Source organism: Novosphingobium endophyticum (assembly GCF_014640675.1).
In the GTDB taxonomy this organism is placed as follows: Bacteria; Pseudomonadota; Alphaproteobacteria; order Sphingomonadales; family Sphingomonadaceae; genus Novosphingobium; species Novosphingobium endophyticum.
Genome location: NZ_BMHK01000020.1, coordinates 44,893 through 69,968 on the forward strand (window position 1 = coordinate 44,893; position 25,076 = coordinate 69,968).

Here is a 25,076-nt window from a genome sequence, read left to right on the forward strand (position 1 = left end):
GGGAACCGAGGAGAGGTAACAATGGCGCAGCTCGATGTCGGACCGCTTATCGCCGGGCGTGAATTCGGTGCCCGCATTCGCGGCATTTCCTTCGAGCAGGCAAGCGATCCCGCGATCCGCGAGGAAGTGAATGCCCTGTTCGAAAAACACGGCATGATCGTGTTCGAGCAGGTCGAGCCTTCCGGCCGGATGCACGTGGCGCTCAGCGACATCTTCGGGCCGCTCAAGGATCACCCCAGCAAGGCTGTCCCGCGCGTCGATCAGGACGGGATGCCCGGCGTCATCGACATGGAAGCCAAGGTCGCGGAGAAAGGCACGATGACGGTCGAGGGCCGCACCGTGATCTCGTGGCTGCCCTGGCATTTCGACCATGCCTACAACAACGAACTCAACCGCGCCGGGGTGCTGCGGGCCATCGACATTCCGCCCGAAGGCGGGCTGACCGGCTTTCTCGACGGGATCGAGCTGTACCAGAGGCTCTCGCCTGAGTTGCGTGAGCGGATCGAGGGCAGGAACATCCTCTACCGCATGAACGTCATCATGAAGGACTTCCGCTTCGGCGTGCCGGACGACTATACCGTCCATTCCGAACGCCCCGGCTCCGCTGCGGTCATGGAAGCGGCGAAGGACGTGCCCCGCGCCGTGCACCCGGCGGTCTGGACGCGCGAGACCGGCGAAAAGGTACTGCACCTCTCCCCCTGGATGGCCGAAGGCATCGAAGGCGCGGAAACGCCCGAGGGCGAGGCGCTGGTCGAGGCCGTATCGCGCGAGATCTTCGCGCTGGGCAAGGAACTGGCCTATTGGCACAAGTGGTCGACCACCGACATGCTGGTCTGGGACAACTGGCGTGTGCTCCACGCCGTCAGCGGCCACGATCCCCGCTACAAGCGCCGCATGCAGCGCACCACGATCAAGGGCGACTACGGATTGGGCTATTTCGAAGGCGGCGCATCGAACGACAACGAGATCCTTGAGCGGACGTACTGACGATGAAATCGCCCTCCTCCCCGTGTGGGGGAGGAGGAGCTAAAATGCCGGGGAGCCTGTAAGCCGGGTTCTGTGCCTGGCGTGGTATCCCCAAACAGGGACCTAACGCCGCAGCGGCAGCCATTCCTCTCGGCGGCGCGTTGCCACGCCGCTCCAGCGACCAACCCGGGCTGCCTGGGTCCGAAACCGACCCGCTTCGGCCCAAAAGCCTAGGCAAGCAGCCCCTATTCGGTCTTGCTCCGGGTGGGGTTTACCATGCCGCTTGCCGTTGCCGGAAGCGCGGTGCGCTCTTGCCGCACCCTTTCACCCTTGCCTGTGCCCCCGATCATCCCGAAGGAAGCGCGGGCCATCGGCGGTATACTCTCTGTGGCACTGTCCCTGGGCTTCGCAAGGCATGACGCCCCACTCACCCGGCGGGCGTTACCCGCCACCCTTGTTTCGTGGAGCCCGGACTTTCCTCGGCGCAACTTGCGTTGCGACGCGGCTGCCCAGCTCCCCGGCAGGCGATCATCTAGCACGGCCGGTGTCGCGCTCCAACAGGAGTTCGAACAGGATTCCACCGAGCTCACCGTCGATTTCACCGTCGATGATCAGCGGCCGCCAGCGCCGCTGGAACGCGCGAACCGCCGCGCGGCCGTCGCTGATGTCGTAGCCGAAACGCTCCAGCGCAAGGTAGAACGCTCCGGGATTGTCATAGAACAGGTTCATCTTCGCCGCCGGAGTCTCAAGCACCAGCCCGAGCTGGGCCAACCGTCGCCAGTCGAAATACTCGCCCGGGTCCTGCTTTCTGGCGGGCGCGACGTCGGAATGTCCGACGACGTTGGCGCGCGGAATGTCATGCCGGTCAATGATATCCGCCAGCAGGGGCAACAAGGCGTCCATCTGCGCTTCGGGGAACGGGCGATAGCCGAACTCGTGCCCCGGATTGACCAGTTCGATGCCGATGCTGGCCGAATTCACGTCGGTCAAGCCGCGCCAGTACGAGCGACCCGCGTGCCAGGCGCGCTTCTCCTCGGGCACGAGCCGGGTGACCATGCCGTCCTCGTCGATCATGTAGTGGGCGGAGACTTCGGCCTCCGGGTCGCACATGCGCTCCAGCGCTTCCTTGGCGGTCTTCATGCCGGTGTAGTGCAGCACGACCATCGAGATCGGCAGCTTGCGCTCATTCCAGTTGGGCGATTCGACGATGTGATTGACCAGCCATCGATTCATCGCCTCGCCCCCCGTTCGCGTGTGCTCCTCAGGCCCCCGGCAGAACCGCGCCCAGCACCAGCGCATCTTCAGCCAGCACGAACTGCAATCCGCCGCCCGTCTCCTGTGCCAACTGATGCAGCATGGCCGCCGGCGCGGTCCGGCTGGACAGTTCACCCTCGGGAAGCGCGCCTTCGAGCGCCCGGCCTATATCGCGATCGAACGCGATGCGAGGGCCGGCCGAACGTACCACGATCTCGCTCGTTCCGTCACGCAGTTCCGCGGCGATATCCAGCGTACCGCCGCGCGGTAGCGCCTCGATGCCGATCATGCCGAAATTGAGCAGCGTCTTGATCGCCGGCTTGGGCATCGCTTCGCTGGACAAAGCCCAGTTGATCGAGATTCGTGCGTTACTGGCAACCAGCCCGTCGATCAGCACGCGCGCCTCGTTCACCGGGATCAGTTCACCGAAACCCCCAGCCGCGCCGAAGGCAAGGCGGAAGAACTTGAGCTTGTCCGCTGAAATGCGGGCGCTCTGGTCAAGCAACTCCAGGCACCGCTGGCGCATTTCCGGATCTTTCTCATCCGCCAGCAGTTCAAGCCCGTTGGAAAGGGCTCCAACCGGGCTGAGCATGTCGTGACACAGACGGGAACACAGAAGGCTGGCAAGTTCGACGGAACTGACGGTCATCAATCGCAGGCTCTCGCTTTTTCGTGCAGGGCAACGGAAAGTTCTTTTCGTGCAGGCATTTTCAACCCGCGCCGAACGCCCCGCTCCTATTTGAGGAGGACCTTTCCCGCTCTTGCACCAGAAAGCAACCGTGCCCGATGCTGATTCCCTTCGAATGCCAGTGGATTTCTCCCGCAAGGCCCCTGCCCGCCTATCGGATCGCGAAATCGACCCATTCGAATCCTTCCTCTGCGTCGCGCCACAGCGCCACTTCACTGCCGGCGACGATCGCCCATATCCGCCGGTCGCCAGAGGCATGTTCGCAATCGGTGGCCGACGGCACCGGATGCCCTGCCGGGTGCGAGTGATAGTAGCCCAGAACCTGCGGGCCGCCCGCCCGCGCGGCCTTGTGCGCGGACAGCAGAACGGCCGGATCGATCTCGAAGCGGATCTCCGGCTGCGGCGCCACGTTGGCGGCGGGCAGCGCTTCCTCGATCCGCCCACCGCGCCCCAGCAGCACGCCGCAACATTCGAGCGGCGCCGCCCGGGCCGCTTCACCGCGCAGTTTTGCGAGGGCGCCACTTGTCACTTCGACAACCATCCCCAAATCGTAGCCGCGATGGGGGCCAGTGCAAACAGTGACAATGATCTGATCGAGGGCCTGATCGGCCCCGCCGGCGGCCGGATCGACAAGGCGCTTGCCGAGGCCAGCGGCCTCTCGCGCGAGCGGATCAAGGCGCTGATGGGTGAAGGCCGGGTCTCGCTGGCGGGCAAGCCCGTCCTGCAGGCCTCGCTCAAGGTCGCGGAGGGCACTGCGTTCGCCATCTCGGTCCCCGCCGTGGCACCCGCCGAAGCGGTGGCGCAGGACATCCCCCTCCATGTGGTCTTCGAAGATGAATACCTGATCGTCGTCGACAAACCGGCGGGCCTCGTCGTCCATCCCGCTGCGGGCAATCCCGACGGGACGCTCGTCAATGCCCTGCTGCACCACTGCCGGGGCCAGCTTTCCGGCATCGGCGGCGTCGCACGGCCGGGAATCGTCCACCGCATCGACAAGGACACCTCCGGCCTGCTCGTCGTCGCCAAGACCGATCGTGCCCATGAAGGCCTTGCCGCCCAGTTCGCCGACCATTCGATCGAACGCGCCTATATGGCCGTCGTCGGCGGTTATCCGGTTCCGGCTTCCGGCACGGTAACCGGCGCCATTGCCCGTTCGAATACCAACCGCAAGAAGATGGCGATCGTGGAGGACGGCCGGGGCAAGCACGCGGTGACGCACTACCGCACGATCGAACGGCTCACGGGCGCGTCGCTCGTGGAATGTCGCCTTGAGACCGGGCGCACTCACCAGGTGCGCGTTCACATGTCGTCAATCGGCCATGCGCTATTGGGCGATCCTGTCTATGGTCGCACTCCTTCAGCGCTCCGCCCGATTCTCCAGCGGCACCAATTTTGCCGCCAGGCGCTACACGCGGCGGAACTCGGCTTCGTCCATCCCGTTATGGAAAAGAAGGTGCACTTCGTCAGCGCCATCCCCGCCGATATGACGGGGCTGATCGACGATTTGCGACACTGAAATCGGATTTATGTGCTATGTTAACAAGGTGGCCACAAGCTAAGACGCCTCGCAAGGGTCTTTGACCGTTGGCCGACCGGAAAGGACGGAAGAACGTGAGCAACAACCGACGTAATCTCCCGGCAGTGCCGGCCCTTGGCGGTGAGCAGAGCCTTAACCGCTATCTGGCCGAGATCCGCAAGTTCCCTGTGCTTTCGGCCGAGCAGGAATACATGCTCGCCAAGCGCTACAAGGAACATGAGGATCCCGAAGCTGCCGCACAACTGGTGACCAGCCACCTGCGCCTCGTCGCGAAGATCGCGATGGGGTACCGCGGCTATGGCCTGCCTGTCTCGGAACTGATTTCCGAAGGCAACATCGGCCTCATGCAGGGCGTGAAGAAGTTTGAACCCGATCGGGGCTTCCGCCTCGCCACTTATGCTATGTGGTGGATCAAAGCCTCAATACAAGAGTTCATCCTGCGTTCGTGGAGCCTGGTGAAGATGGGCACCACCGCCGCGCAGAAGAAACTCTTCTTCAACCTGCGCCGCATGAAGAAGAACCTCGACGCCTACGAGGACACCGACCTGCACCCGGACGATGTCGCCAAGATCGCGACCACGCTGGGCGTGTCGGAAACCGAAGTCGTCAACATGAACCGGCGCATGATGATGGGCGGCGATGCCTCGCTGAACGTCTCCTTGCGCGAGGAAGGCGAAGGCCAGTGGATGGATATCCTGGCCGACGAAGGCCCGCTGCAGGACGAACTCGTCGCCAATGCCGAGGAGGCTTCGGTCCGCCATGACATGCTCGTGGAGGCCATGGACGCGCTCAACGAGCGCGAGCGCGACATTCTTACCGAGCGCCGGCTTACCGAGGATCCCAAGACGCTGGAGGAACTGAGCCAGGTCTATAACGTCAGCCGCGAACGCGTGCGGCAGATCGAGGTGCGTGCCTTCGAAAAGCTGCAGAAGGCGATGAACCGCCTTGCCGGCGAAAAGAAAATGGTACCGGCGACCTGACACCAACCGGCTATGCTGCGAAATTCCGGCCGGGCTCTCGCGAGGGAGCCCGGCCTTTTCGTATGCGCGGGCCGCCCCGGGGCAGCGCGCCCAAGGTTTTTTTGCACATGCGATCACCGGGCCGGCTTTGGCGAGACTGGCGCACGTACCGGCCTTTCGGCTAGAAGCGGCGCATCCGTCTCCAACAAGTCAGTAGCCTGCCTTCATGCGCTTCATTGCCAAGCTCATCGTCTGGTTCATCGCGATCAGCCTGGGCCTCACGGTACTCTACCGCTTCGTTCCGCCGCCCGTCACTGTCACCATGCTGGTGGATGGCAACGGGATCACGAAGGACTGGGAACCGCTCAGCCGGATCGACCGCAACATGGTCGCCGCCGTGATCGCGGGCGAAGACGGCAAGTTCTGCAGTCACACCGGCTTCGACACGGAAGCGATTGAAAAGGCGATGGAGCGCAACGCGAAAGGCGGCCGCCTGCGCGGCGGATCGACCATCAGCCAGCAGACCGCGAAGAACGTGTTCCTCTGGCAGGGCGATGGCTGGACCCGCTACCTGCGCAAGGGGCTGGAGGTCTGGTTCACGTTCCTGATCGAGAACTTGTGGGACAAGCGACGGATCATGGAAGTCTACCTCAACGTCGCCGAGACCGGTATCGGCACTTACGGCGTCGAGGCCGGCGCCCAGCGCTACTTCGGCAAGTCCGCGGCCAACCTCACCCGGCTGGAGGCCGCGCGCATGGCGGCCGCCCTGCCCAGCCCGAAGAAGCGGGCGGTCAAAAGCCCCGCCGGCTTCACACGTCGTTATGGCAATACGATCGCCGCCCGTATCGGCACGGTAAAGCGCGACGGCTATGACTCGTGCGTCTACCAGTAATTCAGCGTGCGGTTAGCCCCGGATTGTGATCGTTTAGCCGGGTACGAAGCGAGTTCTGCAAAAAGGCCGTCGTCGCATAATGGCCGACGAGAATCGGCAATTCGAGCAACTGGCGCGAATCGAGATGCTCTGAAAGCTCGTCCCAGGTCGCGTCGGAGATCATGGCGTCGCCATGCAGTTCCTCGACCGCACGCAGGACTGCACGTTCGAGTTCATCCCACCCTTGCGCCTGCGAGCCGACGGTGATGCGGTCGATTTCCTCGGATGTGAAAAGGGCGGCGCGCGTCGCGTGGACATGCTCGCCCCACATGTATGGCGCACCATAAAGCCAGCCTGCGCGCAGCACCGCCAGTTCGCGGATCCTGCGGGAAAGCGCCGACTGCTCGGTCGCGGCAACGCCAAGCGAGATATAGCCCGCGAAGAACTCCGGACTATTGGCAAGCGTTGCAAAGAAGGACGCCAGCGGCTCGCCCTTGGGATAGCCGTAGATCACGCGCAACCGCTCGAGCGCGGCCATATGCCGTTCATCGAGAGCGTCCTCCCCAAGACGCGGGAGGCGCTCGCCTTCTCCCAGCACTCGTGCCGTGCGCGCGGCGGCATCCCATGACATGTGCGGCAGTCCTCCCTCGTGCGAATTCGCTTGTCGAAAAATGTGCTACCGCGCCCGGGAAACGTCGAACAGGGGCCAAGCGGCATTTACCGCCTGCGGGATGCAGTCCGACAAAAAGCGGCGGGGTCCGGATCGCATCCTTTCGCGTTCCTGGCTTCGTCCGGCCAATTGGCCGCAATGTGATGTTACGTCATCGCTTGATGGGATCCGTCGCAGCATGCAAATGCAGCGGCCATGGGCGCGCAACATCATAATCACGGGCACGGGCATGGGCCTGGGCATCACCACCATGGACCGCCGGCCTCCGGTAACGCCAGCAAGGCCTTCGCGATTGCGGTGACGCTCAATGTCGGCTTCGTAATCGCCGAAGTTGCCGCCGGGCTCGTCAGCGGCTCGATGGCGCTGCTGGCCGACGCGGGGCACAACCTTTCGGACGTCCTCTCCCTCCTGCTGGCCTGGGCTGCCAACATCCTCTCGGCACGTCCTCCCTCGCAGCGCTTCACTTATGGGCTGAAAAGTTCATCAATTCTGGCCGCGATTGCCAATGCCGCGCTGCTGTGGGTCGCCATCGGGGCGATTCTGGTCGAGACGATCCGCCGCTTCGCCGAGCCCGCGCCGGTCGCAGGGATGACGATGATCGTTGTCGCCGGCATCGGCATCGTCGTGAACGCGGTATCCGCGCTGCTCTTCGCCAAGGGGCGCAAGTCGGACCTGAACCTGCGGGCCGCCTTCGTCCACCTCATGGCCGATGCCGCCGTTTCCGCAGGCGTTGTCGTCGCCGGGATCGCCGTCCTGCTGACCGGACAGGCTCTGATCGACCCGATCACCTCGCTGCTCATCACCGCCGTCATTGCCTGGTCAAGCTGGGGGCTTCTGGGCGATTCACTGCGTATGGGCATGCTGGGCGTACCCAGCGGGATCGACATCGGCGAAGTTCGCGCGTTTCTGGAGCGGCAACGCGGAGTCGAGCGTGTCCACGACCTTCACGTTTGGCCGATGAGCACGACGCAAACCGCGCTGACCGCGCATCTGGTCATGCCCGGCGGGCATCCTTCCGATGCTTTCCTGCGCGAAATCGCCCATGCCCTCGATCACGATTTCGGCATCGACCACCCGACTTTTCAGGTCGAGACGGACCCCGAAGGCGCCTGCGTGGTCGAATGCCACGCAGCGACCTGATCAGCCCGCGATGAATTCGTGGCGGGCGCCGAGGAAATCGGCCGGATCGATGGCAAATCCGGCGGAAACGCAATCCTGCCGGGTCAGCCGGAGATCGAGCTTGCCTTCGAAGTGTCCCCTTGCCCGAGCCTCATCGGCAATGTTCCAGACGAGTGCGTAGATCCCGTTCTGCTCCCAGATCAGGAATTCGCCCAGCGCGCCTGAATTGGCGTCATCGGGCTGCACGAAGGCGACGTTCGTGTCACCGATCCGCAAAAGCACGCGCCGCGCAGGCTGGGGCATGTCGGTGCGGCCATCCTCCAGCAGTTCCCCGTCGACGATTTCGGTGAAGAAGCGCAGGGCGCCTTCAATGTCCCTCGTGACACAGGCAATATGATCGAGGCCCGTCACACCGCAGGGATGCCCTGCCCCCACTTGCGGAGACCAGTTGCCGCGATCGTAGGGATCGTTGGGCATCGGCAGTTCGCAGACTTCCAGCAGGACGCCGCCCGTTGATTCGGGCTTCACGAAGAAGAAGACGCCATAGTCGCCGGCTACGGTACAACCCGCCTCGCGGAACGCGGCACTGGCAGCCTTTCCGTCGGGCACCTTGAGTTCGAAGGAGTGAAACGCCTGCCCTATCTTCGCGGTCATGCGGGCGAACGCCTTGGTCAGATCGCCCGGATTTCGCGGCGCCATCGGCTCGATCATGTGATCGGTGACGTATAGCAGGGCCGCGTCGCGATCCTCGGCCGGGAAATAGTTCTCCGCGAAGACCAGGCCGCCCAGCGCGTCCTGATAGAGCTGGCGGCACCGGCCGATGTCGGTCGTGGCGTGGATCGTGTGGATGATCCGTGAGACGTGGATGCGGCTGTCGGCCATGGCTTTCCCCTTTGGGGGCAGCGTACGGACGCAGGCGGGCAGCGCGCAAGCCGGGCCTCAGACTCCGCGGGAGCGATACGGAGCCCAAACGGAAAAGGCCGCCCGCATCGCTGCGAGCGGCCTTTCGCATCATAGCGAAGGTCGTCAGGCTGCCGCTTCGGCCTTGTCGCCCTTGAGGACGCGGACCGGTTCCTTGCGGCCTTCGACCACTTCCTTGTCCACCACGATTTCGGCGATGTCGGTCTCGGTCGGCAGATCGTACATCGTGTCGAGCAACAGCCCTTCCACGATGGAGCGCAACCCGCGCGCGCCGGTCTTGCGGTCGATCGCCTTCTGGGCAATCGCCTCCAGCGCTTCCTCGGTGAAGGACAGTTCGACGTCCTCCAGCTCGAAGAGCTTGTGATACTGCTTGATCAGCGCGTTCCTCGGCTCGCGCAGGATCTTGACCAGCGCGGAGATGTCGAGATCCTCGAGCGTCGCGATAACCGGCAAGCGGCCGACGAACTCCGGGATCAGGCCGAACTTCAGCAGATCTTCCGGCTCGGCCTTCTGGAGTAGTTCGCCCACGCGGCGCTTGTCCGGATCGGCGACATGCGCGCCGAAGCCGATCGAACGCTTCTGCAGGCGATCGGCTATGATCTTTTCCAGGCCCGCGAAAGCGCCGCCGCAGATGAACAGGATATTGGTCGTATCCACCTGCAGGAATTCCTGCTGCGGATGCTTGCGGCCGCCCTGCGGCGGAACCGAAGCGGTGGTGCCTTCCATCAGCTTCAGAAGCGCCTGCTGCACGCCCTCGCCCGATACGTCGCGCGTGATCGACGGGTTCTCGGCCTTGCGGCTGATTTTGTCGATCTCGTCGATGTAGACGATGCCGTGCTGTGCCTTCTCGACGTTGTAGTCCGAAGACTGGAGCAGCTTGAGGATGATGTTCTCCACATCCTCGCCCACATAGCCCGCTTCGGTCAGCGTAGTGGCATCGGCCATCGTGAACGGCACGTCGAACGTCTTGGCGAGCGTCTGGGCAAGCAGCGTCTTGCCCGAACCGGTCGGGCCAACGAGCAGGATGTTCGACTTCGAAAGCTCGACCTCGCCCTGCTTGCCGCTGTGCTTGAGGCGCTTGTAGTGGTTATGCACCGCCACCGAGAGCACGCGCTTCGCGCGGTCCTGGCCGATCACGTAATCGTTGAGAGTCTCGCAGATTTCGCGGGGAGTCGGCACGCCGCCGTCCTTCTTGCCCGCGATTCCCGCCTTGGTTTCCTCACGAATGATGTCGTTGCACAGCTCGACACACTCATCGCAGATGAAAACCGTTGGCCCCGCGATCAGCTTGCGCACTTCGTGCTGGGACTTCCCGCAGAAGCTGCAGTACAGGGTGCTTTTCGCGTCAGATCCGCTCAATTTCGTCATTTTCCGTCTTGGGCCTCCTGATGAGGCGACTCGATTAGTCTACTCTGCCGGGTGCCGGTTTAGCAATCCTAGGTAGAATTGATTGATACTGCCTGAAGATCGCGTTCCCCGAGCCTTAACGGCCCGGGTTTTCGCCGTCAGCCTTCGCCGGACTTTTCGGCATCGGGCCGCGATTCGAACACCTTGTCGACAAGGCCGAACGTCAGGGCTTCCTCAGCCTCGAGGAACGTGTCGCGATCCATCGCCTTTTCGACCTCGTCAAGCGACTTGCCGGTGTATTTCACATAGAGATCGTTGAGCCGCTTGCGCATCCGCAGGATTTCGCGCGCCTGGATCTCGATGTCCGACGCCATGCCGCGCGCGCCGCCCGAAGGCTGATGGACCATGATCCGCGCATTGGGGAGCGCGATGCGCATGCCCGGTTCGCCGGCGGCCAGCAGGAAGCTACCCATTGATGCGGCCTGCCCGATGCAAACCGTCGAAACGCGCGGGCGGATGTACTGCATGGTGTCATGGATCGCCATGCCCGCCGTGACGACGCCGCCCGGCGAATTGATGTACATCGAGATGTCCTTGGAGGGGTTCTCCGATTCCAGGAACAGCAGCTGTGCGACGATCAGCGAGGCCATGTGGTCCTCGACCTCGCCGGTAACGAAGACGATGCGTTCGCGCAGCATGCGCGAGTAGATGTCGAAGCTGCGCTCGCCGCGACTGGTCTGCTCGACGACCATCGGCACCAGGGCGCCGGTCACGGGATCGGCAGTGAACTTTCCTTGGGCGCCGGAGGCGCCAAACAGGTCGAGCATGGGAGTCCTCATCTGATTTGGTCCGCCTATGTCGCGTGCCCGTCACCGATGTTCAAGGGCTTTAAGCGATCAATCGTCGCGGCGGGCGGGACAAATCGTCGCTCGGCGCGGTCGAACGGCGACGGGATTACCGGTAACCGCCCCCGCTTCCTGCGCGAAACGCGGAAGCACCCGTGAAACATGAAAGGCCCGGGGCGATCCGTGCCCCGAGCCCTTCGCGATGTTCAATCCCGAGCGGATCAGTGTTCGGTCTTGGCGGCAGCCTTCTTGGCCGGAGCCTTCTTGGCGGCCGGCTTCTTGGCCGCGGGCTTGGCTTCACCTTCTCCGGCGGCCGCCTCGGTCTTCTTGGCTGCCGGCTTTTTCGCAGGAGCCTTCTTCGCGGCGGGCTTTTCAGCTTCCTCCGCCGCGGCTTCGGCCTTCTTGGCCGGGGCCTTCTTCTTGGCGGCGGGCTTCTCGGCCTCGCCTTCCTCGGCCGCAGCTTCGGCTTTCTTCGCCGGAGCCTTCTTGGCGGGCGCCTTCTTGGCGGCGGGCTTCTTGGCTTCGGAGGCCTCGCTCTCGGTGTCCGCCTCGATCGCGGCCTGCAGTTCCTCGCGCGTCACCTCACGCTCGGTGACTTCGGCCTTCTCGATCAGGAAGTCGACGACCTTGTCCTCATAGAGCGGCGCGCGAAGCTGGGCGGCCATCATCGGATCGTTGGCGACATATTCCATGAAACGCTGGCGGTCTTCGGGACGGTACTGCTGCGCGGCTTGGGAAACCAGCATCGACATTTCCTGCTGCGTGACCTCGACGCCGTTCTTCTGGCCGATCTCGGAGAGGAGCAGGCCCAGACGCACGCGGCGCTCAGCGATCTTGCGGTAATCGTCCTTCTCCGCCTCGATCTCCTTCAGAGCCGCCTCGGGATCTTCCTCCTGGCCGGCCTCGTGCGTGAGCTGCTGCCATATCTGCGAGAATTCGGCCTCCACCATGGTCGGCGGCACTTCGAAGTCGTGGCCGGCGGCAAGCTGGTCCAGCAGCGAGCGCTTCATCGCCGTACGGGTAAGGCCGGCGGTCTCCTGCTCAAGCTGGCCCTTGAGCAGGCCGCGCAGCTGTTCGAGGCTCTCAAGGCCCAGTTCCTTGGCGAAATCGTCGTCGATCTTCGATTCGGCGGGAGCCTTCACTTCGTGGGCGACGACGTCGAAGGTCGCTTCCTTGCCCTTGAGGTTCTCGGCGGGATAGTCCTCGGGGAAGGTCACCGTGATGGTGCGCTCGTCACCGGCCCTGATCCCGGCAAGCTGCTCTTCAAAGCCCGGAATGAAACGGCCCGCGCCGATCACGAGCGGCGCCTTCTCTGCCTTGCCGCCCTCGAACTCGACACCGTCGAGCTTGCCGGTGAAGTCGAGGATCACCTGATCGCCGTCCTCTGCGGCGCCATCCTTGGTCTCGAAGCGCTGCTGCTGCGAAGCAATGCGCTCCACCGCTTCGTCGACCTGTGCCTCTTCAACCGGCACCGTCAGCTTTTCGAGCTTCAGACCCTCGAGCGTGGGGGCCTCGACATGCGGCAGGATTTCGAGGCTGACGGTCAGCTCGGCATCCTTGCCCTGCTCATAGCCCTCGCCCAGCGAGACGTCCGGGTTCATCGCCGGACGCAGCGCCTTGTCGGCGACGAGCTTGTCCATCGCCTCGCGGATCGTGGTGTTGAGCGCCTCGCGGTGGATCGCCTCGCCGTGCATCTTCTTGACGAGATTGGCGGGCACCTTGCCGGGACGGAAGCCGGGCATGCGCACCTGCGGCGCGATCTTCTTGATCTCGCCCTCGACACGGGCGGTGATGTCCTTGGCGGGGATGGTCACCGTGTAGGCGCGCTTCAGGCCCTCGTTGGTGGTTTCGACGATCTGCATTTCGATGCCTTCCTGTGCAATCCGTGGGGCCGTTTTCACGGCCATCTCTCTCGGCTCACCCTCTCACGGCGGCGGACTGGTGCGGGCGAAGGGACTCGAACCCCCACATCTTTCGATACTGGTACCTAAAACCAGCGCGTCTACCAGTTCCGCCACGCCCGCATGGATGAAGCCTGAAACTCAAGGGACGTGCCCTTATAAGCACGCGGGGAAAAGGGCAAGCGCCGCGATTCGTTCGACGCCTTGCGAGCAGTCCCTATGGTGCCCACGTTAGCCTGAACAAGACTTGAGAGGTGAAACATGGCGACCCAACCCGGCGATGTCCCCGCCAACAACCCGCCCGAAACGCCCGTCCCCCCGGCAGAGCCTGGCGAGCCCTTCCCGCCCGCCGAAACGCCGCCATCGGGGCCGGACGTGGACGAGCCCGACACGGCACCGGTGGAGCTTCCACCGCCGGATTGAGGGGCGGGTCAGTCGAGGCCCACAAACACGGCCAGCCTCGTCCATGGCGAATCCGCCCCGCCCTGCCGCAGCGCGGGCAGAACGGGGCATTCCAGGCAGTAAGCCTGCGCCCCGCGTGACGAGAGGAAATTCCTGAACTGGCCGGCGATGCGGTTGGCCTGAACCTGCTGACGCATGGAAATGAGACCCGTGAGGTCGTAGGCAGCCTCGCTCTCGTTCGGTCGGGTAAAGAGACTTCGCAGCATGGCGCTCAGGCGATCCGGCTTTTCACCGATGAACACCGCCTGCCACTTGTCGTTGCCCACGCCGCCGACCCGCGCCGCATGCGCGAGCGCGGCGTCCAGATCGCCCATCTCGTCGACCAGACCGATCTCCTTCGCCTCCGCGCCCGGCCAGATACGCCCCTGCGCGACGGCATTGATCTGCTCGGGCGTCTTGCCTCGCGATTTTGCGGTGAGGCCGACGAACTTGTCGTAAATATTCTCGATCGATGCCTGGAGCATGCCTTCGACTTCCGGCGTGAACCCGCCGAGAATGTCAGGCTGCCCCGAAAGCGGGGTCGTGCGAACGCCGTCGGTGGTCACGCCGAAATCGGACAGTGTCTTCTCAAAGCTGGGAACGACCGCGAAGACGCCGATCGAGCCGGTTACGGTGCCGGGCTCCGCGAAAATCCGCTGCCCCGGAGTCGCGACCCAATAACCCCCGCTCGCCGCAAGATTGCCCATGGAGACGACGACCGGGATCTTGCGCGCCTTGTACCGGTCGATCGCCCGGCGGATGCGCTCGGCCGCGGAGGCCGAACCGCCAGGCGAGTCGACCCGCACGACCAGCGCCTTGAACCCTTCATCGATGTTGTCGTCGAGCAGCCGGGCGATGCGTTCGCCGCCCGCCTTCCCCGGCCCGGCATCGCCATCGACGATCTCCCCCGCGATGGTCACGACGCCGATCTTCGCGCCCTCCTGTTTTTCCGGGTTGGCCGCCAGCCAAGTGTCCAGCCGGGTATGCGCATAGGCCGGTCCCTCGCCGTATCCTTCGCCGGCGATCTCGGCGACGCGGTTGTCGAACTCGGTCCGCCCACCGACGCGGTCCACCAGACCTGCCGCCTTCGCCCCTTGGGCAAAGTCGCCCTTCGCCGCCCGCGTCCAGGCAAGCGGGTCTTGCGCGACGAGGTCGATCCGGGCTTTTGGCCGGGCCTTCTTCACATCGTCCTTCCAGGCCCTCCAGATCGCGTCGTAGAGATCCTCATTCGCCTCGCGCGCTTCGGGCGACATGTCCTCGCGGATATAGGGTTCGACATAGCTCTTGTAGGTTCCCGCGCGGTAGACGTGGGCATTGACCTTGAACCGGTCGAACAGGCGCTTGAAGTAGAGCTGCGTGCCGCCCGGCCCCGCAACGAAGGCCCCGCCCATCGGGTCGACCCAGGCCTCACTGGCGTGCGCGGCCAGCAGCACGCCGTCGTCGCCATAGGCATTGGCGAAAGTAAGCACCGGCTTGCCGGCGGCGCGCACTGCGTCCATCGCGGCGCCGATGTCATGAAGGTGCACGAAGCCGCCGCCCAGGAACCGCGAAAGATCGAGCACAACTGCCTTGATCCGCTTGTCCCCGGCGGCATCGCGCAGCGCGCGCTCGACATCGCGCGCCTGATACTCGCCCGACGGCGCCTCGCTCGAAAGCAGCAATTGCAGGGGATCGATCTCGCTGCGCTCCTCGACGATCACGCCGTTCAGTTCCAGCAGCAAGGCCCCGTCCTTCACCTGCCCCGGCGTCGGCCGCGCGGATAGCGCCGCATAGAGCATGCCGAAGAACAGCAAGAGGAACAGCAGCGCCAGGGCGTCCTTGAATGCCACCAGCAGCTTCCAGACCTTGCGCGCGAATGCCATGAATTTACCTGCCTTTCCGCCGGTACTCATACCCGCCGCTCACGCCAGCGCAATGCAGCGGAGCGTTTCCCGTCCGAATTGGCTTGAGCCGAAGCACCGGCATGCCTAAGGCGTTATCTTCAATGACATCGCCAGAATATACATATCCGGAAGGCGCGGCGGCTTTCCCGCATCGCGGCCTCGTGGGCATCGCGGGCCTTGCCCCGCACGAAATCATGTTCCTGCTCGACGAGGCGCAGCAGTGGGTGGAGCTGAACCGCCACGCGCAGAAGCGGCGCGAGTTGCTGTCGGGCCTGACGATCATCAACGCCTTCTTCGAGAACTCGACCCGCACGCTGCTCAGCTTCGAGATCGCAGGCAAGCGCCTTGGCGCCGACGTCGTCAACATGGCGGTCGCGACATCCAGCGTGAAGAAGGGCGAGACGCTGATCGACACGGCCATGACGCTCAACGCCATGCGTGCCGATGCGATCGCCATCCGCCATGGCAGCTCGGGCGCGGTTCAGCTTATCGCGGACAAGGTCGATTGCCCGGTCATCAACGCCGGCGACGGCCAGCATGAACACCCCACGCAGGCGCTGCTCGATGCCCTCACCATCCGTCAGGCCAAGCGCGCCTTCAATGGCCTGCGCGTCACCATCTGCGGTGATATCCTGCACAGCCGCGTTGCCCGCTCGAACATCCTGTGCCTCACCTCGCTCGGCGCCGATGTTCGCGTCTGCGCCCCGCCCGCGCTGATGCCTGCGGAAATCGAGCGGATGAACGTGCGGGTCTTCCACGATTTCGATGCGGCGCTGCAAGGCGCCGACGTTGTCATGATGCTGCGATTGCAGATGGAGCGGATGCAGGGCCAGTTCATTCCCTCTCCGCGCGAATACCGCCACCTCTACGGCCTCTCGCTGGAGCGCCTCGCCAAGGCGGAACCCGATGCGCTCGTCATGCACCCCGGCCCGATGAACCGCGGGGTTGAAATCGAGAGCGACGTCGCGGACCTCGCAGGCCGATCGCAGATCACCACCCAGGTCGAGATGGGCGTTGCCATCCGCATGGCTTGCCTCGACGTACTGACCCGCAAGGCTCGCGGGCTGGAGGGCTGGGCATGAGCATTCATCCGCCCCTCACCATCACCGGCGGTAAACTGGTCTTGCCGGACGGGCGCATCGAGCCCGGCAGCCTGCGCTGCGAAGGCGGCTTCATCGCCGCTGTCGGCGACGTGAAGCCCCAGCCGGGCGATGAAGTCCATGATGCCGCCGGCAAGCTGGTGACGCCCGGCCTCGTCGACGTGGCCGTGTTCACGATAGACAAGCCCGCATTCCACTTCGGAGGCATCACCCGCGCCGCGCTGATGCCGGACCAGAACCCGCCGCTCGACACGGCTGCCCGCGTGCGCTTCGCCGCGCAGTCGGGCAAGCCAGACTTCTGGGTCCACCCCCTGGCCGCCGCGACCAGGAACCTCGACGGCGAATCGCTCGCCGAAATCGCGCTGATGCGAGAGGCCGGCGCCCGCGCCATCGCCACGGGCCGGCGCTGGATACAGGACTCCGGCACGATGCTGCGGCTGCTGCAGTACGCGGCGATGATGGACATGGTGGTCGTGGCCCACGCCGAGGATGCCGGGCTGGTCGGCAATGCCGTCGCCACGGCCGGCGAGATGGCAACGCGCCTCGGTCTGCCGAGCGCGCCCGCCGAGGCCGAAGCACTGGCGATCTCGCGCGACCTTGCCCTTGCCGAGATGGCCGGCGCCCGGATCCATTTCCGTAAGGTTACCACGGCGGCAGGGCTCGACCTCGTGCGCCGCGCCAAGGGCCGCGGACTCGGCGTCACCGCCGGCGTCAGCCCGGCCTATTTCATGCTTTCCGACCTTGCCATGGCCCAGTTCCGCACGTTCGCGCACCTCTCTCCGCCGCTGCGCTGCGAAGCGGACCGCAAGGCCGTGATCGCCGCGATCGCCGATGGCACGATTGATATGATCAGCTCCGACCACGATCCGCGCGGGCCGGAGGACAAGCGCCTGCCCTTCGCCGATTCCGCTCCGGGGATGGCCGGCGCCGAAACGCTGCTGCCGCTGACCATGAGCCTCGTGCGCGACGGCGTGATCTCGATGAGCCGCGCCTTTGACCTGCTCGCGGCCAATTCGGCCAGCCTGCTCGGCGTCGACGCCGGCCGGCTGGCGGCAGGCGCCGAAGCCGACATCGCGGTGATCGACCCCGACCGGCCATGGATCGTCGATTCCGACAAGATGGCCGCTGCGGCGGGAAATACGCCGTTTGACAAGCAGCCCGTCCAAGGCCGCGTCCTCGCGCTGTTCAAGGGCGGCGTAGCGGTCAAGGCAAAGAAGGCCGGCTGAAGCAGTTCTGCCCGCCACAGCACGAAAAAAAAGGCCCCCGTCCGAAGACGGAGGCCTGTGAGGTTCACATGGAACTCGTGGGTGAAGGAATTCTCAGCGTGCCCGCAGCGTTGCTCCGGCAGAGCCGCCCGCCGGGTTCAATGCACCCGGCAGCGGCTGGAGTTCGGAATAGGCGAGGCAGCCGTCGCCCCGGCGCTTGACTGAGGCGCACATCGAATGTGCAGAAGCCCGGTCGAAGCCCTCGGCGGCGACGCGATAGTAGCGGCGACCGTTCACTTCGGCCTGGGTGATGCGCATGGAGTGGTTCTTCAGCGCCGGATCGCGCTTCACGAAGACGCTCCAGGCGCGCTCGGCGCTTTCGCGGCTCTGGAACGAGCCGAGCTGGACGAGATGGGTTCGGCCGGCCGGCTTCGCCTTCGCGGCGATCTTTTCGGTCGACATCCGTTCGAAAGTCGCCTGGAACATGCTTTCGCTCTTCGCGGCTTTCTGGAACACCGGCTTCGAAATGAAGACCGTGGCTGGCTCCGGCGCGGGCTCTTTCGCCGCGACTGCAAGCGAAGCTGCAGACGGAGCGGCAGGCGTGGGCACCTCGGTCACCTCTGCGCCCTGCCCGAACCTGACAGGCGGCAGTTCCTTTGCCGGCGCGGGCATTTGTGCCTGGGCGAGCTGCGCGTCACCCGCATGGCCACCGAGCGCGAGCGCCGCTGGCTGGCCGGGGTCGAAACGAAGCGGCGCCCCGATGAGCCCGGCAACGCGCTCGCGCGAGGCTTCCGGGCGGGCTTTGGCGGCCCATTCAGTGAGCCGTGCGTCGAGCTGGTCCGCGGGAACATCCTGCGAGGCGATGAGGCGCGCCTGCGTCCACTGGCCGTTGAGCGCGTAGGCATAGGCAAGGTTCTGACGGGTCTTGGCGTTGGCATCGCCCGCGCGCACCGCGTCGGTGAGCACGGCGACGCCCATGGCGGGCTGGCCGGACAGGGCAACGGCGAGGCCGAAGTCGCTCGCGGAAATCTGGTCCCGCCAGCGCCCCAGAACCGCGAATGCTTCCGCGTTGCGGCCCGCGCCGATGTAGGCAAGCGCCATGCCCAGGCCAATGCGCGCGTTGTCACCGCCAAGGGCAACCGCGTCCTCGAACGTTGTCGCCGCCGAATCGAAGCGCCCGGCTGTCAGGTAGGCCTGCGCCAGTTCGGTGCGCGCCGAGGCGCTGTCCGGCGACCGGGCGACGTGCTTTTCGGCCCTGGCGATGGCGATCTCGGAACCGGCAACGCCAAGCTCACCCGCGACCGAGGCCTTGCTGCCGCCGGCGAACGGCGTTTGCCCGGCGCAACCTGCAAGCAGTGCGACGGCCATGGCGGAGCACAGCGCTTGGCCTGCAGTCCTGGTCGGGTTGTTGGTACGTTGCATTGGTCTGCCCCCTTGTGCCCTGCTTCAGCTGGGCTTGCGTGCAGTGCCGGCAAGCACGGAAAGCTCCGGCATTTCGGCAAGAAACCTGTCGAGCGCCTCGGTCACGATGACCTGCGCGCTGCGATCGAGAAGGACGCCGGCCATCTTCAGACGGAAATGGCGCTCCGCATCGAGACGCAGCGTGAAGGCCGCGCGCCGGCCTTCCGACCTGACGCGGGCGGCCGGATGATCGCGGTCGATGCGCGTGGCGACCTGTTCTATCTGGCGCAGCACTTCGGGTATCTCGTATCCGCCGTGGCCGTTGCCATTCGCGGCCGTCTGCGGGACCGAGGCTGCCGCTTCCGGACGCAGGCCGTCGCCGAAATCGTTCCAGCCCAGATCGTCTGCCCGGTGCGGATCGATCGGAATACCGCCGGCCGTGAATTTCGAGGTGTCCTGCGGGCGCATGGCCGGCTTCGCACCGCCCTTGCGCGCCAACAGCCTCGGTGAAAGGGAGGCGAAGTCGCGGGGCTCGCTCATGTGGCTGTCCCCCCTCACGAACCGGCGACGCGGCGACCGAAGCCGCCTACGGGACGTTGTACCCCCTGCGGCATCGGCAGGCTGGCAGGCGCTGCGAAGATGGTGCGGCGGAAGTTCTTTTCCAGCCGATCCGCGATGTAGTTCCACAGCGTCGTCACTTCCTGCGACGAGCGGCCGTTGGGATCGACTTCCATCACCGTGCGTCCGTCGATCATCGAAGCGGCAAAGTCCGTGCGCTGGTGCATCGTGATCGGGGCCACGGTACCATGCTGCGAAAGCGCCACGGCGGCCTCGGCGGTGATGCGCGCCTTGGGAGTTGCGGCGTTGACGACGAAGATCAGCGGCTTGCCCGAACGCTCGCACAGATCGACCGTGGCACCCACGGCGCGCAGGTCATGCGGACTGGGACGGGTCGGCACGACGATCAGCTCGGCAACCGAAATGACGCTCTGGATTGCCATGGTGATCGCCGGCGGCGTATCGATGACAGCCAGCTTGAAGCCCTGCTGACGCAGCATCTGAAGATCGTTCGCGAGGCGCGCTACGGTAGTCTGCGCAAAGGCGGGATACTCCGCCTCGCGCTCGTTCCACCAGTCGGCAAGCGACCCCTGCGGATCGATGTCGATCAGGACGACCGGGCCAGCCCCGGCGCGCTGGGCCTGAACGGCAAGATGCCCCGAGAGCGTCGTCTTGCCCGAGCCGCCCTTCTGCGATGCCAATGCCAGTACTCGCAAGACGATGTCCCCCAGAAATGCGATACGCAGTGAATGTCTCGGGAACGGGATCGCAGAACGTTCCTAATTTAGAGTTAAGCAACGGATAGATCGCCGGATTTCTCCGGCTGGCGCCAAATCGCGGCTTTGCGCGCCGTGGCAAGACAACTTTCACCATTTCCGTTCAGGACGGGCATGCGTGACAATCGGTGCATTACCGATCTACCTACTGGCGCCGGGGCGGCGCTTTCGATTACCATGCTGGCAAGACGCGGGAAGGATCGGGCAATCTCATCGTGAAGAAATTTCTTCGAATTTTCTGCAGATTTTTCCTGGTCGGCGCAGGCGCCGCGCTGCCGTTTTCACCCGCGCTCGCGGATGTGAAGGCAGGCGTCGATGCCTGGTCGGACGGGAATTACGAGGCGGCCGTGAAAGAGTGGAAGCCACTCGCCGCCGCCGGCGACCCCGACGCCCTGTTCAATCTCGCGCAGGCGTACAAGCTCGGCCGGGGTGTCCCGGAAGACCCGAAAAAGGCCGAGGAGCTTTATGGCAAGGCAGCGGCCAAGGGGCATGTACAGGCCTCCGATATCTACGGCCTGCTGCTGTTCCAGAACGGTGAACGGGCCAAGGCGATGCCCTACATCGAGGCTTCCGCAGCGCGGGGCGAACCGCGCGCGCAGTACCTTCTCGGCCTGGCGCTGTTCAATGGCGACAATGTCGAAAAGGACTGGGTTCGCGCTTATGCCCTCGTCAGCCTCGCCCAGCAGGCGGGCCTGCCGCAGGCGGCCAGCGCCCTGCCGCAGATGGACCAGCATATCCCGCTGGAAGACCGGCAGAAGAGCGTGATCCTGGCCTCCCGGCTCGCAGCCGAGGCGCAGGCGACGCGTGAGCGCCAGCTTGCCGCCGCCGAACTGGGCAACGGGACGATCGCCGCCGCGACCGAGAGTTCCTCGCGCGCGCCGGAAATCGTTTCGGCCGAACGCGCGGTCAGCGAGGCGATCCGCGCGGCGGGAAGCGCAAGCCCGGCCGCGGCGGGCGCCGACTTCACGCGCAAGACACCGCCGCCGGCCGTGGCTGCTTCCCGGCCCGCGCCGGCGCCTGCGCCGACACCAAAGCCAAAGCCTGGCTCCAGGCCCGCATCCGCCGCGCCCGCGTCGGGTCCATGGCGCGTCCAGCTCGGCGCCTTCGGGGTTGCCGGCAATGCCGACAAGCTCTGGGCCAGGATCGGCAACCGTCCCGAACTGGCAGGGCACGGCAAGATGCTGGTCCCCGCCGGCCGGCTCACCAAGCTCCAGGCGGGAGGATTCGCGTCAAAGGCGGATGCGGACGCGGTCTGTTCGCGACTTTCGGCTGCCGGGTACGGCTGCCTGCCCGTGAGGGACTGATCGACGCGTCGATCGCCTTGCGTCCGACAGAGGCGGTCGCAGGTGATCCCGGCCGGGTCGTCTCGCTCGACCTGATCCGCGGAGTGGCGGTTCTGGGGATCCTTGCAATCAACATTGCCGGGTTCGCCGGCCCCAGTGTGGGCACGCTGACGCCAAACCTGCCGCAGCGGGTCGATTTCGCGGATGAAGCCGCATGGGCCTTCGGTTTCGTATTCTTCGAAGGCAAGATGCGCGCGCTCTTCGCGATACTGTTCGGCGCCAGCATTTCGCTGTTCTGCGAAAAGGCGGACGCGCGGGGTGACTTCGGCGAACTGTTACAGGTACGCCGTCTCTCGTGGCTGATGCTGTTCGGGATGCTCCACTATGTGCTGCTGTGGTGGGGAGACATCCTGTTCGTCTATGCCGCATGCGGCATAGCGGCCCTTCTCCTGCGGCGGTTGCCGACCGGCCTGCTGCTGGGGCTCGCGGTCACCATTGCCGCGAGCGGCGGCCTTCTCAACGTCCTTGCCGACATGCCGCTGGTAGAGGCCGAGGAAGCCGTGCGGCTGGGCACGGCGACACTCGACCAACAGCGCAGCGTCCTTGCCAGGCTCGACCTCTATTGGGACGAAAGCGCCAGGGAAACGGCGCTGTATAAGCAAGGCTTCATCGAGATCGCGCTGGCCAAGATGCGCGAGGATCCATTCTGGCTGGTCATAATGGCGGGCAGCACGTTCGGCGAAGTGCTGCCGCTGATGATCCTCGGCACGGTCCTGCAACGGCACGGTTTCTTCGCCGGAGCATGGCCCCGCTCGCGTCTGATCGCGATCGGGATGATCGCGACCATCGCCGGGCTGGCGATGACGCTGATGGTTCTCGGTTGGGCCTGGCCCCGGCATTTCCCCCCGATCGCAATGTCCATGCTGCTTACCAATGGACTGATCGTCCCTCACGTGCTCACCGCCTTCGGCTACGCCGCGCTGCTCGTCCTCGCCACCCCGGCGCTTTCCCGAACCGTCGCCGGCACATGGCTGATCGCAGCCGGGCGCATGGCCTTCAGCAACTACCTCGGCACCAGCCTAGTCATGACGGCGATCTTCTATGGCTGGGGTCTTGACCTGTTCGGCACCGTCGGCCCGGCGCGGCAATGGCTCTTCGTCCTGCTCGGCTGGGTGCTGATGCTCGGCTGGAGCAAACCCTGGCTCGACCGCTACCGCAGCGGCCCGCTGGAATGGCTCTGGCGGTCGCTGATCGCTCGCAAGCTACTGGACAATGGCAGGAAAACCGCAAAATAAAAATGATATTGCGATCCATTCGCATTTGCGTATTATGGGAAGGTCAAGAGGATTCGCCCATGTACGTTTGCATCTGCAATGCGATCAAGGAAACAGACCTGAGGGCTGCTGCGCGGTGTTGCCGGGGAGATGCCGAGGCGCTCTATGCGTCGCTCGGCCAGACGCCTCAGTGTCGTCAATGTCTGGAGGAAGCCGAAGAGATCATCGCTGAAGAGTCGATCGGCGGGAACATGGCAGTCGCGACTGCCCACTGAAATTCCCGCGACATTTTGATTTCCGTCACCCCCTGACTTGTCAGGCAGGTTGTTTGCGTTCATATAAATGACTCCCCAGCAACGGAGTCAGCGCGATGCAAGGCGATCAGCAGGTCATTGATTTCCTTAACAAGGCTCTCTTCAATGAGCTGACGGCCATCAACCAGTACTGGTTGCATTATCGCATGCTCGACAACTGGGGCATCAAACGTCTCGCCGAGTACGAACGGCACGAATCGATCGACGAGATGAAGCATGCGGATACGCTCGCCGACCGCATCCTGTTCCTCGAAGGGCTGCCCAACTTCCAGGCGCTGGGCAAGCTGCGCATCGGCGAAAACGTCGAGGAAATCCTCAAGGCCGATCTCGCTCTCGAGCACGACGCGCTCCCGCTGCTGAAGGAAGCCATTGCCCATTGCGAGGCGGTACGCGACTACGTCAGCCGCGAGATCTTCGAACGCATCCTCGAAAGCGAGGAAGAGCACGTGGATTTCATCGAAAAGCAGTTCGACATGATCGAGCGGATGGGCATCCAGAACTACTGCCAGCTTCAGAGCAAGCCGGCGGAAGAATGATCCCGGCGGCGCGGCACGTCCCATGGACCCGATCGCGCGCCTTGGCCTTTCCATACCCCTGATACAGGCCCCCATGGCGGGTACTTCAACGCCCGCCCTTGCCGCGGCCGTGTGCGAAGCGGGCGCGCTCGGCTCGATTGCCGTGGGCACACTGACGCCGCAAGACGCGGCCCGCGACATCGCGCGAGTTCGCGCGGCGACCGATCGGGCCTTCAACGTCAATCTCTTCGTCCACACCCCGTGCCAGCCCGATCCGGAGCGCGAGGCGGCATGGCTCACCGCTCTCGGCCCGCTCTTTGCCAAGTATGACGCGGAGCCGCCGCCGACGCTCGATACGATCTATCCGACCTTTGCCGGAAACCGCGAGATGCTGACCGTGCTGGTGGAGCAGGCGCCGGCCGTCGTCAGCTTCCATTTCGGGCTGCCCGAGGCAGAGGCCATCGCGGCGCTCAAGTCCGCCGGATGCCTCCTGTTGGCAACGGCGACCTCGCTGGCCGAAGCGCTTGCGGCGAAGGACGCCGGAATCGATGCTGTCGTCGCACAGGGATGGGAAGCGGGAGGCCATCGCGGCATGTTCGATCCCGATGCGCCCGACGACCGGATCGGCACCATGGCACTGACCCGGCTTCTGGTCTCGCGAGCGGGACTGCCGGTAATCGCGGCGGGCGGAATCATGGACGGCCGGACCATTCGGGCCGCGCTCGATCTCGGCGCTGTCGCCGCGCAGCTCGGTACGGCATTTATCGCCTGCCCCGAATCGAACGCCGATGCGGCGCACCGGACCGCGCTCGCCAGCGATGCGGCGTGGCACACGGCCATGACGCCTGCCATATCGGGACGCCCGGCACGATGCCTCGCCAACCGCTTCACCGCTTTCGCACGCAGCACAGACCTGCCTCCGGTCGCGCCCTATCCGCGCGCCTACCATGCCGGGAAGGCGCTGAATGCCGCGGCGAAGTCCAAGGGCGAAGGGGGCTATGGCGCCCAGTGGGCGGGACAGGGCGCCCCCCTCTCCCGCCCCATGCCCGCCGGTGAACTGGTCGCCGTGCTCGCTGCGGAACTCGCCGCCGCCTGCTGAGCCGGGCTCGCAAGAACCGGCGCGGAGAGGAGAGCCGGGCGCAAGGTAACCGGGGCAGATCCCGGGGCATTTATGCCTGAGCTGCGATGACGAGGTCTGGCAACCAGGGAATGTGTCGTGCTTTGGGAACGGCGAAGCGGCAGCCGAGG

At 64.9% G+C, this 25,076-nt stretch carries 25 protein-coding genes, 1 tRNA gene and 1 other RNA gene; 13 read left to right on the plus strand and 14 right to left on the minus strand.

The window, feature by feature from the left end; translation table 11 throughout:
- The first annotated feature begins 21 nt into the window (after nucleotides 1-21).
- Complete coding sequence (locus IEX32_RS14135) at nucleotides 22-987, plus strand: TauD/TfdA dioxygenase family protein (protein WP_188772190.1); 966 nt, start codon at nucleotides 22-24, stop codon at nucleotides 985-987.
- Nucleotides 988-1,030: 43 nt separating this feature from the next.
- Here IEX32_RS14135 and rnpB read toward each other — a convergent pair.
- The 4 genes from rnpB to IEX32_RS14155 form a co-directional block, all read right to left on the minus strand.
- Nucleotides 1,031-1,487: RNase P RNA component class A (gene rnpB, locus IEX32_RS14140), an RNA gene on the minus strand.
- A 7-nt stretch (nucleotides 1,488-1,494) separates the two neighbouring features.
- On the minus strand, nucleotides 1,495-2,199 hold the full coding sequence (locus IEX32_RS14145) for an N-acetylmuramoyl-L-alanine amidase (protein WP_188772191.1): 705 nt from the start codon (nucleotides 2,197-2,199) through the stop codon (nucleotides 1,495-1,497).
- 28 nt (nucleotides 2,200-2,227) lie between these two features.
- On the minus strand, nucleotides 2,228-2,869 hold the full coding sequence (locus IEX32_RS14150) for a histidine phosphotransferase family protein (RefSeq protein ID WP_188772192.1): 642 nt from the start codon (nucleotides 2,867-2,869) through the stop codon (nucleotides 2,228-2,230).
- A 190-nt stretch (nucleotides 2,870-3,059) separates the two neighbouring features.
- On the minus strand, nucleotides 3,060-3,437 hold the full coding sequence (locus tag IEX32_RS14155; RefSeq protein WP_308421057.1) for a M67 family metallopeptidase: 378 nt from the start codon (nucleotides 3,435-3,437) through the stop codon (nucleotides 3,060-3,062).
- 30 nt (nucleotides 3,438-3,467) lie between these two features.
- Here IEX32_RS14155 and IEX32_RS14160 point away from each other — a divergent pair, with 30 nt between their 5' ends.
- The 3 genes from IEX32_RS14160 to mtgA all read left to right on the plus strand — a co-directional run bounded on the left by IEX32_RS14160 (nucleotide 3,468) and on the right by mtgA (nucleotide 6,296).
- Nucleotides 3,468-4,424: an RluA family pseudouridine synthase gene (locus tag IEX32_RS14160; RefSeq protein WP_188772194.1), complete on the plus strand. Its 957-nt coding sequence runs from the start codon at nucleotides 3,468-3,470 to the stop codon at nucleotides 4,422-4,424.
- A 95-nt stretch (nucleotides 4,425-4,519) separates the two neighbouring features.
- Nucleotides 4,520-5,425, plus strand: coding sequence for an RNA polymerase sigma factor RpoH (gene rpoH / locus IEX32_RS14165; RefSeq protein ID WP_188772195.1), 906 nt, complete (start codon nucleotides 4,520-4,522; stop codon nucleotides 5,423-5,425).
- A gap of 205 nt (nucleotides 5,426-5,630) precedes the next feature.
- On the plus strand, nucleotides 5,631-6,296 hold the full coding sequence (gene mtgA, locus IEX32_RS14170; protein ID WP_188772196.1) for a monofunctional biosynthetic peptidoglycan transglycosylase: 666 nt from the start codon (nucleotides 5,631-5,633) through the stop codon (nucleotides 6,294-6,296).
- A 1-nt stretch (nucleotide 6,297) separates the two neighbouring features.
- Here mtgA and IEX32_RS14175 read toward each other — a convergent pair whose 3' ends face one another.
- Nucleotides 6,298-6,906, minus strand: a complete 609-nt coding sequence (locus IEX32_RS14175) for a carboxymuconolactone decarboxylase family protein (RefSeq protein WP_188772197.1) — start codon at nucleotides 6,904-6,906, stop codon at nucleotides 6,298-6,300.
- A gap of 234 nt (nucleotides 6,907-7,140) precedes the next feature.
- Here IEX32_RS14175 and IEX32_RS14180 point away from each other — a divergent pair, with 234 nt between their 5' ends.
- Nucleotides 7,141-8,085: a cation diffusion facilitator family transporter gene (locus IEX32_RS14180; RefSeq protein ID WP_188772198.1), complete on the plus strand. Its 945-nt coding sequence runs from the start codon at nucleotides 7,141-7,143 to the stop codon at nucleotides 8,083-8,085.
- Here the strand turns inward: IEX32_RS14180 and IEX32_RS14185 are convergent, their stop codons facing one another.
- The 5 genes from IEX32_RS14185 to IEX32_RS14205 form a co-directional block, all read right to left on the minus strand.
- On the minus strand, nucleotides 8,086-8,946 hold the full coding sequence (locus IEX32_RS14185; protein ID WP_188772199.1) for a VOC family protein: 861 nt from the start codon (nucleotides 8,944-8,946) through the stop codon (nucleotides 8,086-8,088).
- 144 nt (nucleotides 8,947-9,090) lie between these two features.
- Nucleotides 9,091-10,353 carry an ATP-dependent Clp protease ATP-binding subunit ClpX gene (gene clpX, locus IEX32_RS14190; protein ID WP_188772200.1) on the minus strand — a complete coding sequence of 421 codons (1,263 nt, stop codon included), beginning with the start codon at nucleotides 10,351-10,353 and terminating at the stop codon, nucleotides 9,091-9,093.
- 137 nt (nucleotides 10,354-10,490) lie between these two features.
- Nucleotides 10,491-11,159, minus strand: a complete 669-nt coding sequence (clpP, locus tag IEX32_RS14195; RefSeq protein ID WP_188772201.1) for an ATP-dependent Clp endopeptidase proteolytic subunit ClpP — start codon at nucleotides 11,157-11,159, stop codon at nucleotides 10,491-10,493.
- Nucleotides 11,160-11,398: 239 nt separating this feature from the next.
- Nucleotides 11,399-13,039: a trigger factor gene (gene tig, locus IEX32_RS14200; RefSeq protein ID WP_188772218.1), complete on the minus strand. Its 1,641-nt coding sequence runs from the start codon at nucleotides 13,037-13,039 to the stop codon at nucleotides 11,399-11,401.
- Nucleotides 13,040-13,116: 77 nt separating this feature from the next.
- Nucleotides 13,117-13,201 (minus strand) — tRNA-Leu (locus IEX32_RS14205).
- 138 nt (nucleotides 13,202-13,339) lie between these two features.
- Between IEX32_RS14205 and IEX32_RS14210 the strand changes: the two genes are divergently transcribed.
- Nucleotides 13,340-13,501: a hypothetical protein gene (locus tag IEX32_RS14210; protein ID WP_188772202.1), complete on the plus strand. Its 162-nt coding sequence runs from the start codon at nucleotides 13,340-13,342 to the stop codon at nucleotides 13,499-13,501.
- 8 nt (nucleotides 13,502-13,509) lie between these two features.
- Here IEX32_RS14210 and sppA read toward each other — a convergent pair whose 3' ends face one another.
- Nucleotides 13,510-15,381 (minus strand): signal peptide peptidase SppA, encoded by a 1,872-nt coding sequence (sppA, locus tag IEX32_RS14215; protein WP_188772203.1) that lies wholly within the window; start codon nucleotides 15,379-15,381, stop codon nucleotides 13,510-13,512.
- A gap of 122 nt (nucleotides 15,382-15,503) precedes the next feature.
- Between sppA and IEX32_RS14220 the strand changes: the two genes are divergently transcribed.
- Both IEX32_RS14220 and IEX32_RS14225 read left to right on the plus strand, forming a co-directional pair.
- Nucleotides 15,504-16,484 carry an aspartate carbamoyltransferase catalytic subunit gene (locus IEX32_RS14220; RefSeq protein WP_188772204.1) on the plus strand — a complete coding sequence of 327 codons (981 nt, stop codon included), beginning with the start codon at nucleotides 15,504-15,506 and terminating at the stop codon, nucleotides 16,482-16,484.
- Nucleotides 16,481-17,728 (plus strand): dihydroorotase, encoded by a 1,248-nt coding sequence (locus IEX32_RS14225; RefSeq protein WP_188772205.1) that lies wholly within the window; start codon nucleotides 16,481-16,483, stop codon nucleotides 17,726-17,728. Before IEX32_RS14220 ends, IEX32_RS14225 begins: the two co-directional genes overlap by 4 nt.
- A gap of 93 nt (nucleotides 17,729-17,821) precedes the next feature.
- Here the strand turns inward: IEX32_RS14225 and IEX32_RS14230 are convergent, their stop codons facing one another.
- Genes IEX32_RS14230 through IEX32_RS14240 form a run of 3 tightly spaced genes read right to left on the minus strand, consistent with a single transcriptional unit; the run spans nucleotide 17,822 to nucleotide 20,382 of the window.
- The gene (locus tag IEX32_RS14230) at nucleotides 17,822-19,129 is read right to left on the minus strand and encodes an SPOR domain-containing protein (RefSeq protein ID WP_188772206.1); all 1,308 of its coding nucleotides are present in this window, start codon (nucleotides 19,127-19,129) and stop codon (nucleotides 17,822-17,824) included.
- Nucleotides 19,130-19,153: 24 nt separating this feature from the next.
- On the minus strand, nucleotides 19,154-19,648 hold the full coding sequence (locus IEX32_RS14235; RefSeq protein ID WP_188772207.1) for a hypothetical protein: 495 nt from the start codon (nucleotides 19,646-19,648) through the stop codon (nucleotides 19,154-19,156).
- Nucleotides 19,649-19,662: 14 nt separating this feature from the next.
- Complete coding sequence (locus tag IEX32_RS14240) at nucleotides 19,663-20,382, minus strand: AAA family ATPase (protein ID WP_188772208.1); 720 nt, start codon at nucleotides 20,380-20,382, stop codon at nucleotides 19,663-19,665.
- Between the two features lie 275 nt (nucleotides 20,383-20,657).
- On the opposite strand from IEX32_RS14240, the gene IEX32_RS14245 reads away from it, so the two are divergent.
- The 5 genes from IEX32_RS14245 (at nucleotide 20,658) to IEX32_RS14265 (ending at nucleotide 24,927) form a co-directional block, all read left to right on the plus strand.
- Nucleotides 20,658-21,746, plus strand: coding sequence for an SPOR domain-containing protein (locus IEX32_RS14245; RefSeq protein ID WP_188772209.1), 1,089 nt, complete (start codon nucleotides 20,658-20,660; stop codon nucleotides 21,744-21,746).
- A gap of 17 nt (nucleotides 21,747-21,763) precedes the next feature.
- The gene (locus IEX32_RS14250) at nucleotides 21,764-23,020 is read left to right on the plus strand and encodes a DUF418 domain-containing protein (protein WP_229736381.1); all 1,257 of its coding nucleotides are present in this window, start codon (nucleotides 21,764-21,766) and stop codon (nucleotides 23,018-23,020) included.
- Nucleotides 23,021-23,079: 59 nt separating this feature from the next.
- Nucleotides 23,080-23,274: a (2Fe-2S)-binding protein gene (locus IEX32_RS20710; protein WP_229736382.1), complete on the plus strand. Its 195-nt coding sequence runs from the start codon at nucleotides 23,080-23,082 to the stop codon at nucleotides 23,272-23,274.
- 95 nt (nucleotides 23,275-23,369) lie between these two features.
- Nucleotides 23,370-23,849, plus strand: a complete 480-nt coding sequence (gene bfr, locus IEX32_RS14260) for a bacterioferritin (protein ID WP_188772211.1) — start codon at nucleotides 23,370-23,372, stop codon at nucleotides 23,847-23,849.
- A gap of 22 nt (nucleotides 23,850-23,871) precedes the next feature.
- Nucleotides 23,872-24,927 (plus strand): NAD(P)H-dependent flavin oxidoreductase, encoded by a 1,056-nt coding sequence (locus tag IEX32_RS14265; protein ID WP_188772212.1) that lies wholly within the window; start codon nucleotides 23,872-23,874, stop codon nucleotides 24,925-24,927.
- Nucleotides 24,928-25,076: the final 149 nt, after the last annotated feature.

Bases quoted from the DNA above. Each gene is read 5' to 3' on its own strand.
- IEX32_RS14135 (WP_188772190.1), top strand. From the start codon at position 22: ATGGCGCAGCTCGATGTCGGACCGCTTATCGCCGGGCGTGAATTCGGT.
- IEX32_RS14145 (WP_188772191.1), bottom strand. From the start codon at position 2,199: ATGAATCGATGGCTGGTCAATCACATCGTCGAATCGCCCAACTGGAAT.
- IEX32_RS14150 (WP_188772192.1), bottom strand. From the start codon at position 2,869: ATGACCGTCAGTTCCGTCGAACTTGCCAGCCTTCTGTGTTCCCGTCTG.
- IEX32_RS14160 (WP_188772194.1), top strand. From the start codon at position 3,468: ATGGGGGCCAGTGCAAACAGTGACAATGATCTGATCGAGGGCCTGATC.
- mtgA (WP_188772196.1), top strand. From the start codon at position 5,631: ATGCGCTTCATTGCCAAGCTCATCGTCTGGTTCATCGCGATCAGCCTG.
- IEX32_RS14175 (WP_188772197.1), bottom strand. From the start codon at position 6,906: ATGTCATGGGATGCCGCCGCGCGCACGGCACGAGTGCTGGGAGAAGGC.
- IEX32_RS14180 (WP_188772198.1), top strand. From the start codon at position 7,141: ATGGGCGCGCAACATCATAATCACGGGCACGGGCATGGGCCTGGGCAT.
- IEX32_RS14185 (WP_188772199.1), bottom strand. From the start codon at position 8,946: ATGGCCGACAGCCGCATCCACGTCTCACGGATCATCCACACGATCCAC.
- clpX (WP_188772200.1), bottom strand. From the start codon at position 10,353: ATGACGAAATTGAGCGGATCTGACGCGAAAAGCACCCTGTACTGCAGC.
- clpP (WP_188772201.1), bottom strand. From the start codon at position 11,159: ATGCTCGACCTGTTTGGCGCCTCCGGCGCCCAAGGAAAGTTCACTGCC.
- tig (WP_188772218.1), bottom strand. From the start codon at position 13,039: ATGCAGATCGTCGAAACCACCAACGAGGGCCTGAAGCGCGCCTACACG.
- IEX32_RS14210 (WP_188772202.1), top strand. From the start codon at position 13,340: ATGGCGACCCAACCCGGCGATGTCCCCGCCAACAACCCGCCCGAAACG.
- sppA (WP_188772203.1), bottom strand. From the start codon at position 15,381: ATGGCATTCGCGCGCAAGGTCTGGAAGCTGCTGGTGGCATTCAAGGAC.
- IEX32_RS14220 (WP_188772204.1), top strand. From the start codon at position 15,504: ATGACATCGCCAGAATATACATATCCGGAAGGCGCGGCGGCTTTCCCG.
- IEX32_RS14225 (WP_188772205.1), top strand. From the start codon at position 16,481: ATGAGCATTCATCCGCCCCTCACCATCACCGGCGGTAAACTGGTCTTG.
- IEX32_RS14230 (WP_188772206.1), bottom strand. From the start codon at position 19,129: ATGCAACGTACCAACAACCCGACCAGGACTGCAGGCCAAGCGCTGTGC.
- IEX32_RS14235 (WP_188772207.1), bottom strand. From the start codon at position 19,648: ATGAGCGAGCCCCGCGACTTCGCCTCCCTTTCACCGAGGCTGTTGGCG.
- IEX32_RS20710 (WP_229736382.1), top strand. From the start codon at position 23,080: ATGTACGTTTGCATCTGCAATGCGATCAAGGAAACAGACCTGAGGGCT.
- bfr (WP_188772211.1), top strand. From the start codon at position 23,370: ATGCAAGGCGATCAGCAGGTCATTGATTTCCTTAACAAGGCTCTCTTC.
- IEX32_RS14265 (WP_188772212.1), top strand. From the start codon at position 23,872: ATGGACCCGATCGCGCGCCTTGGCCTTTCCATACCCCTGATACAGGCC.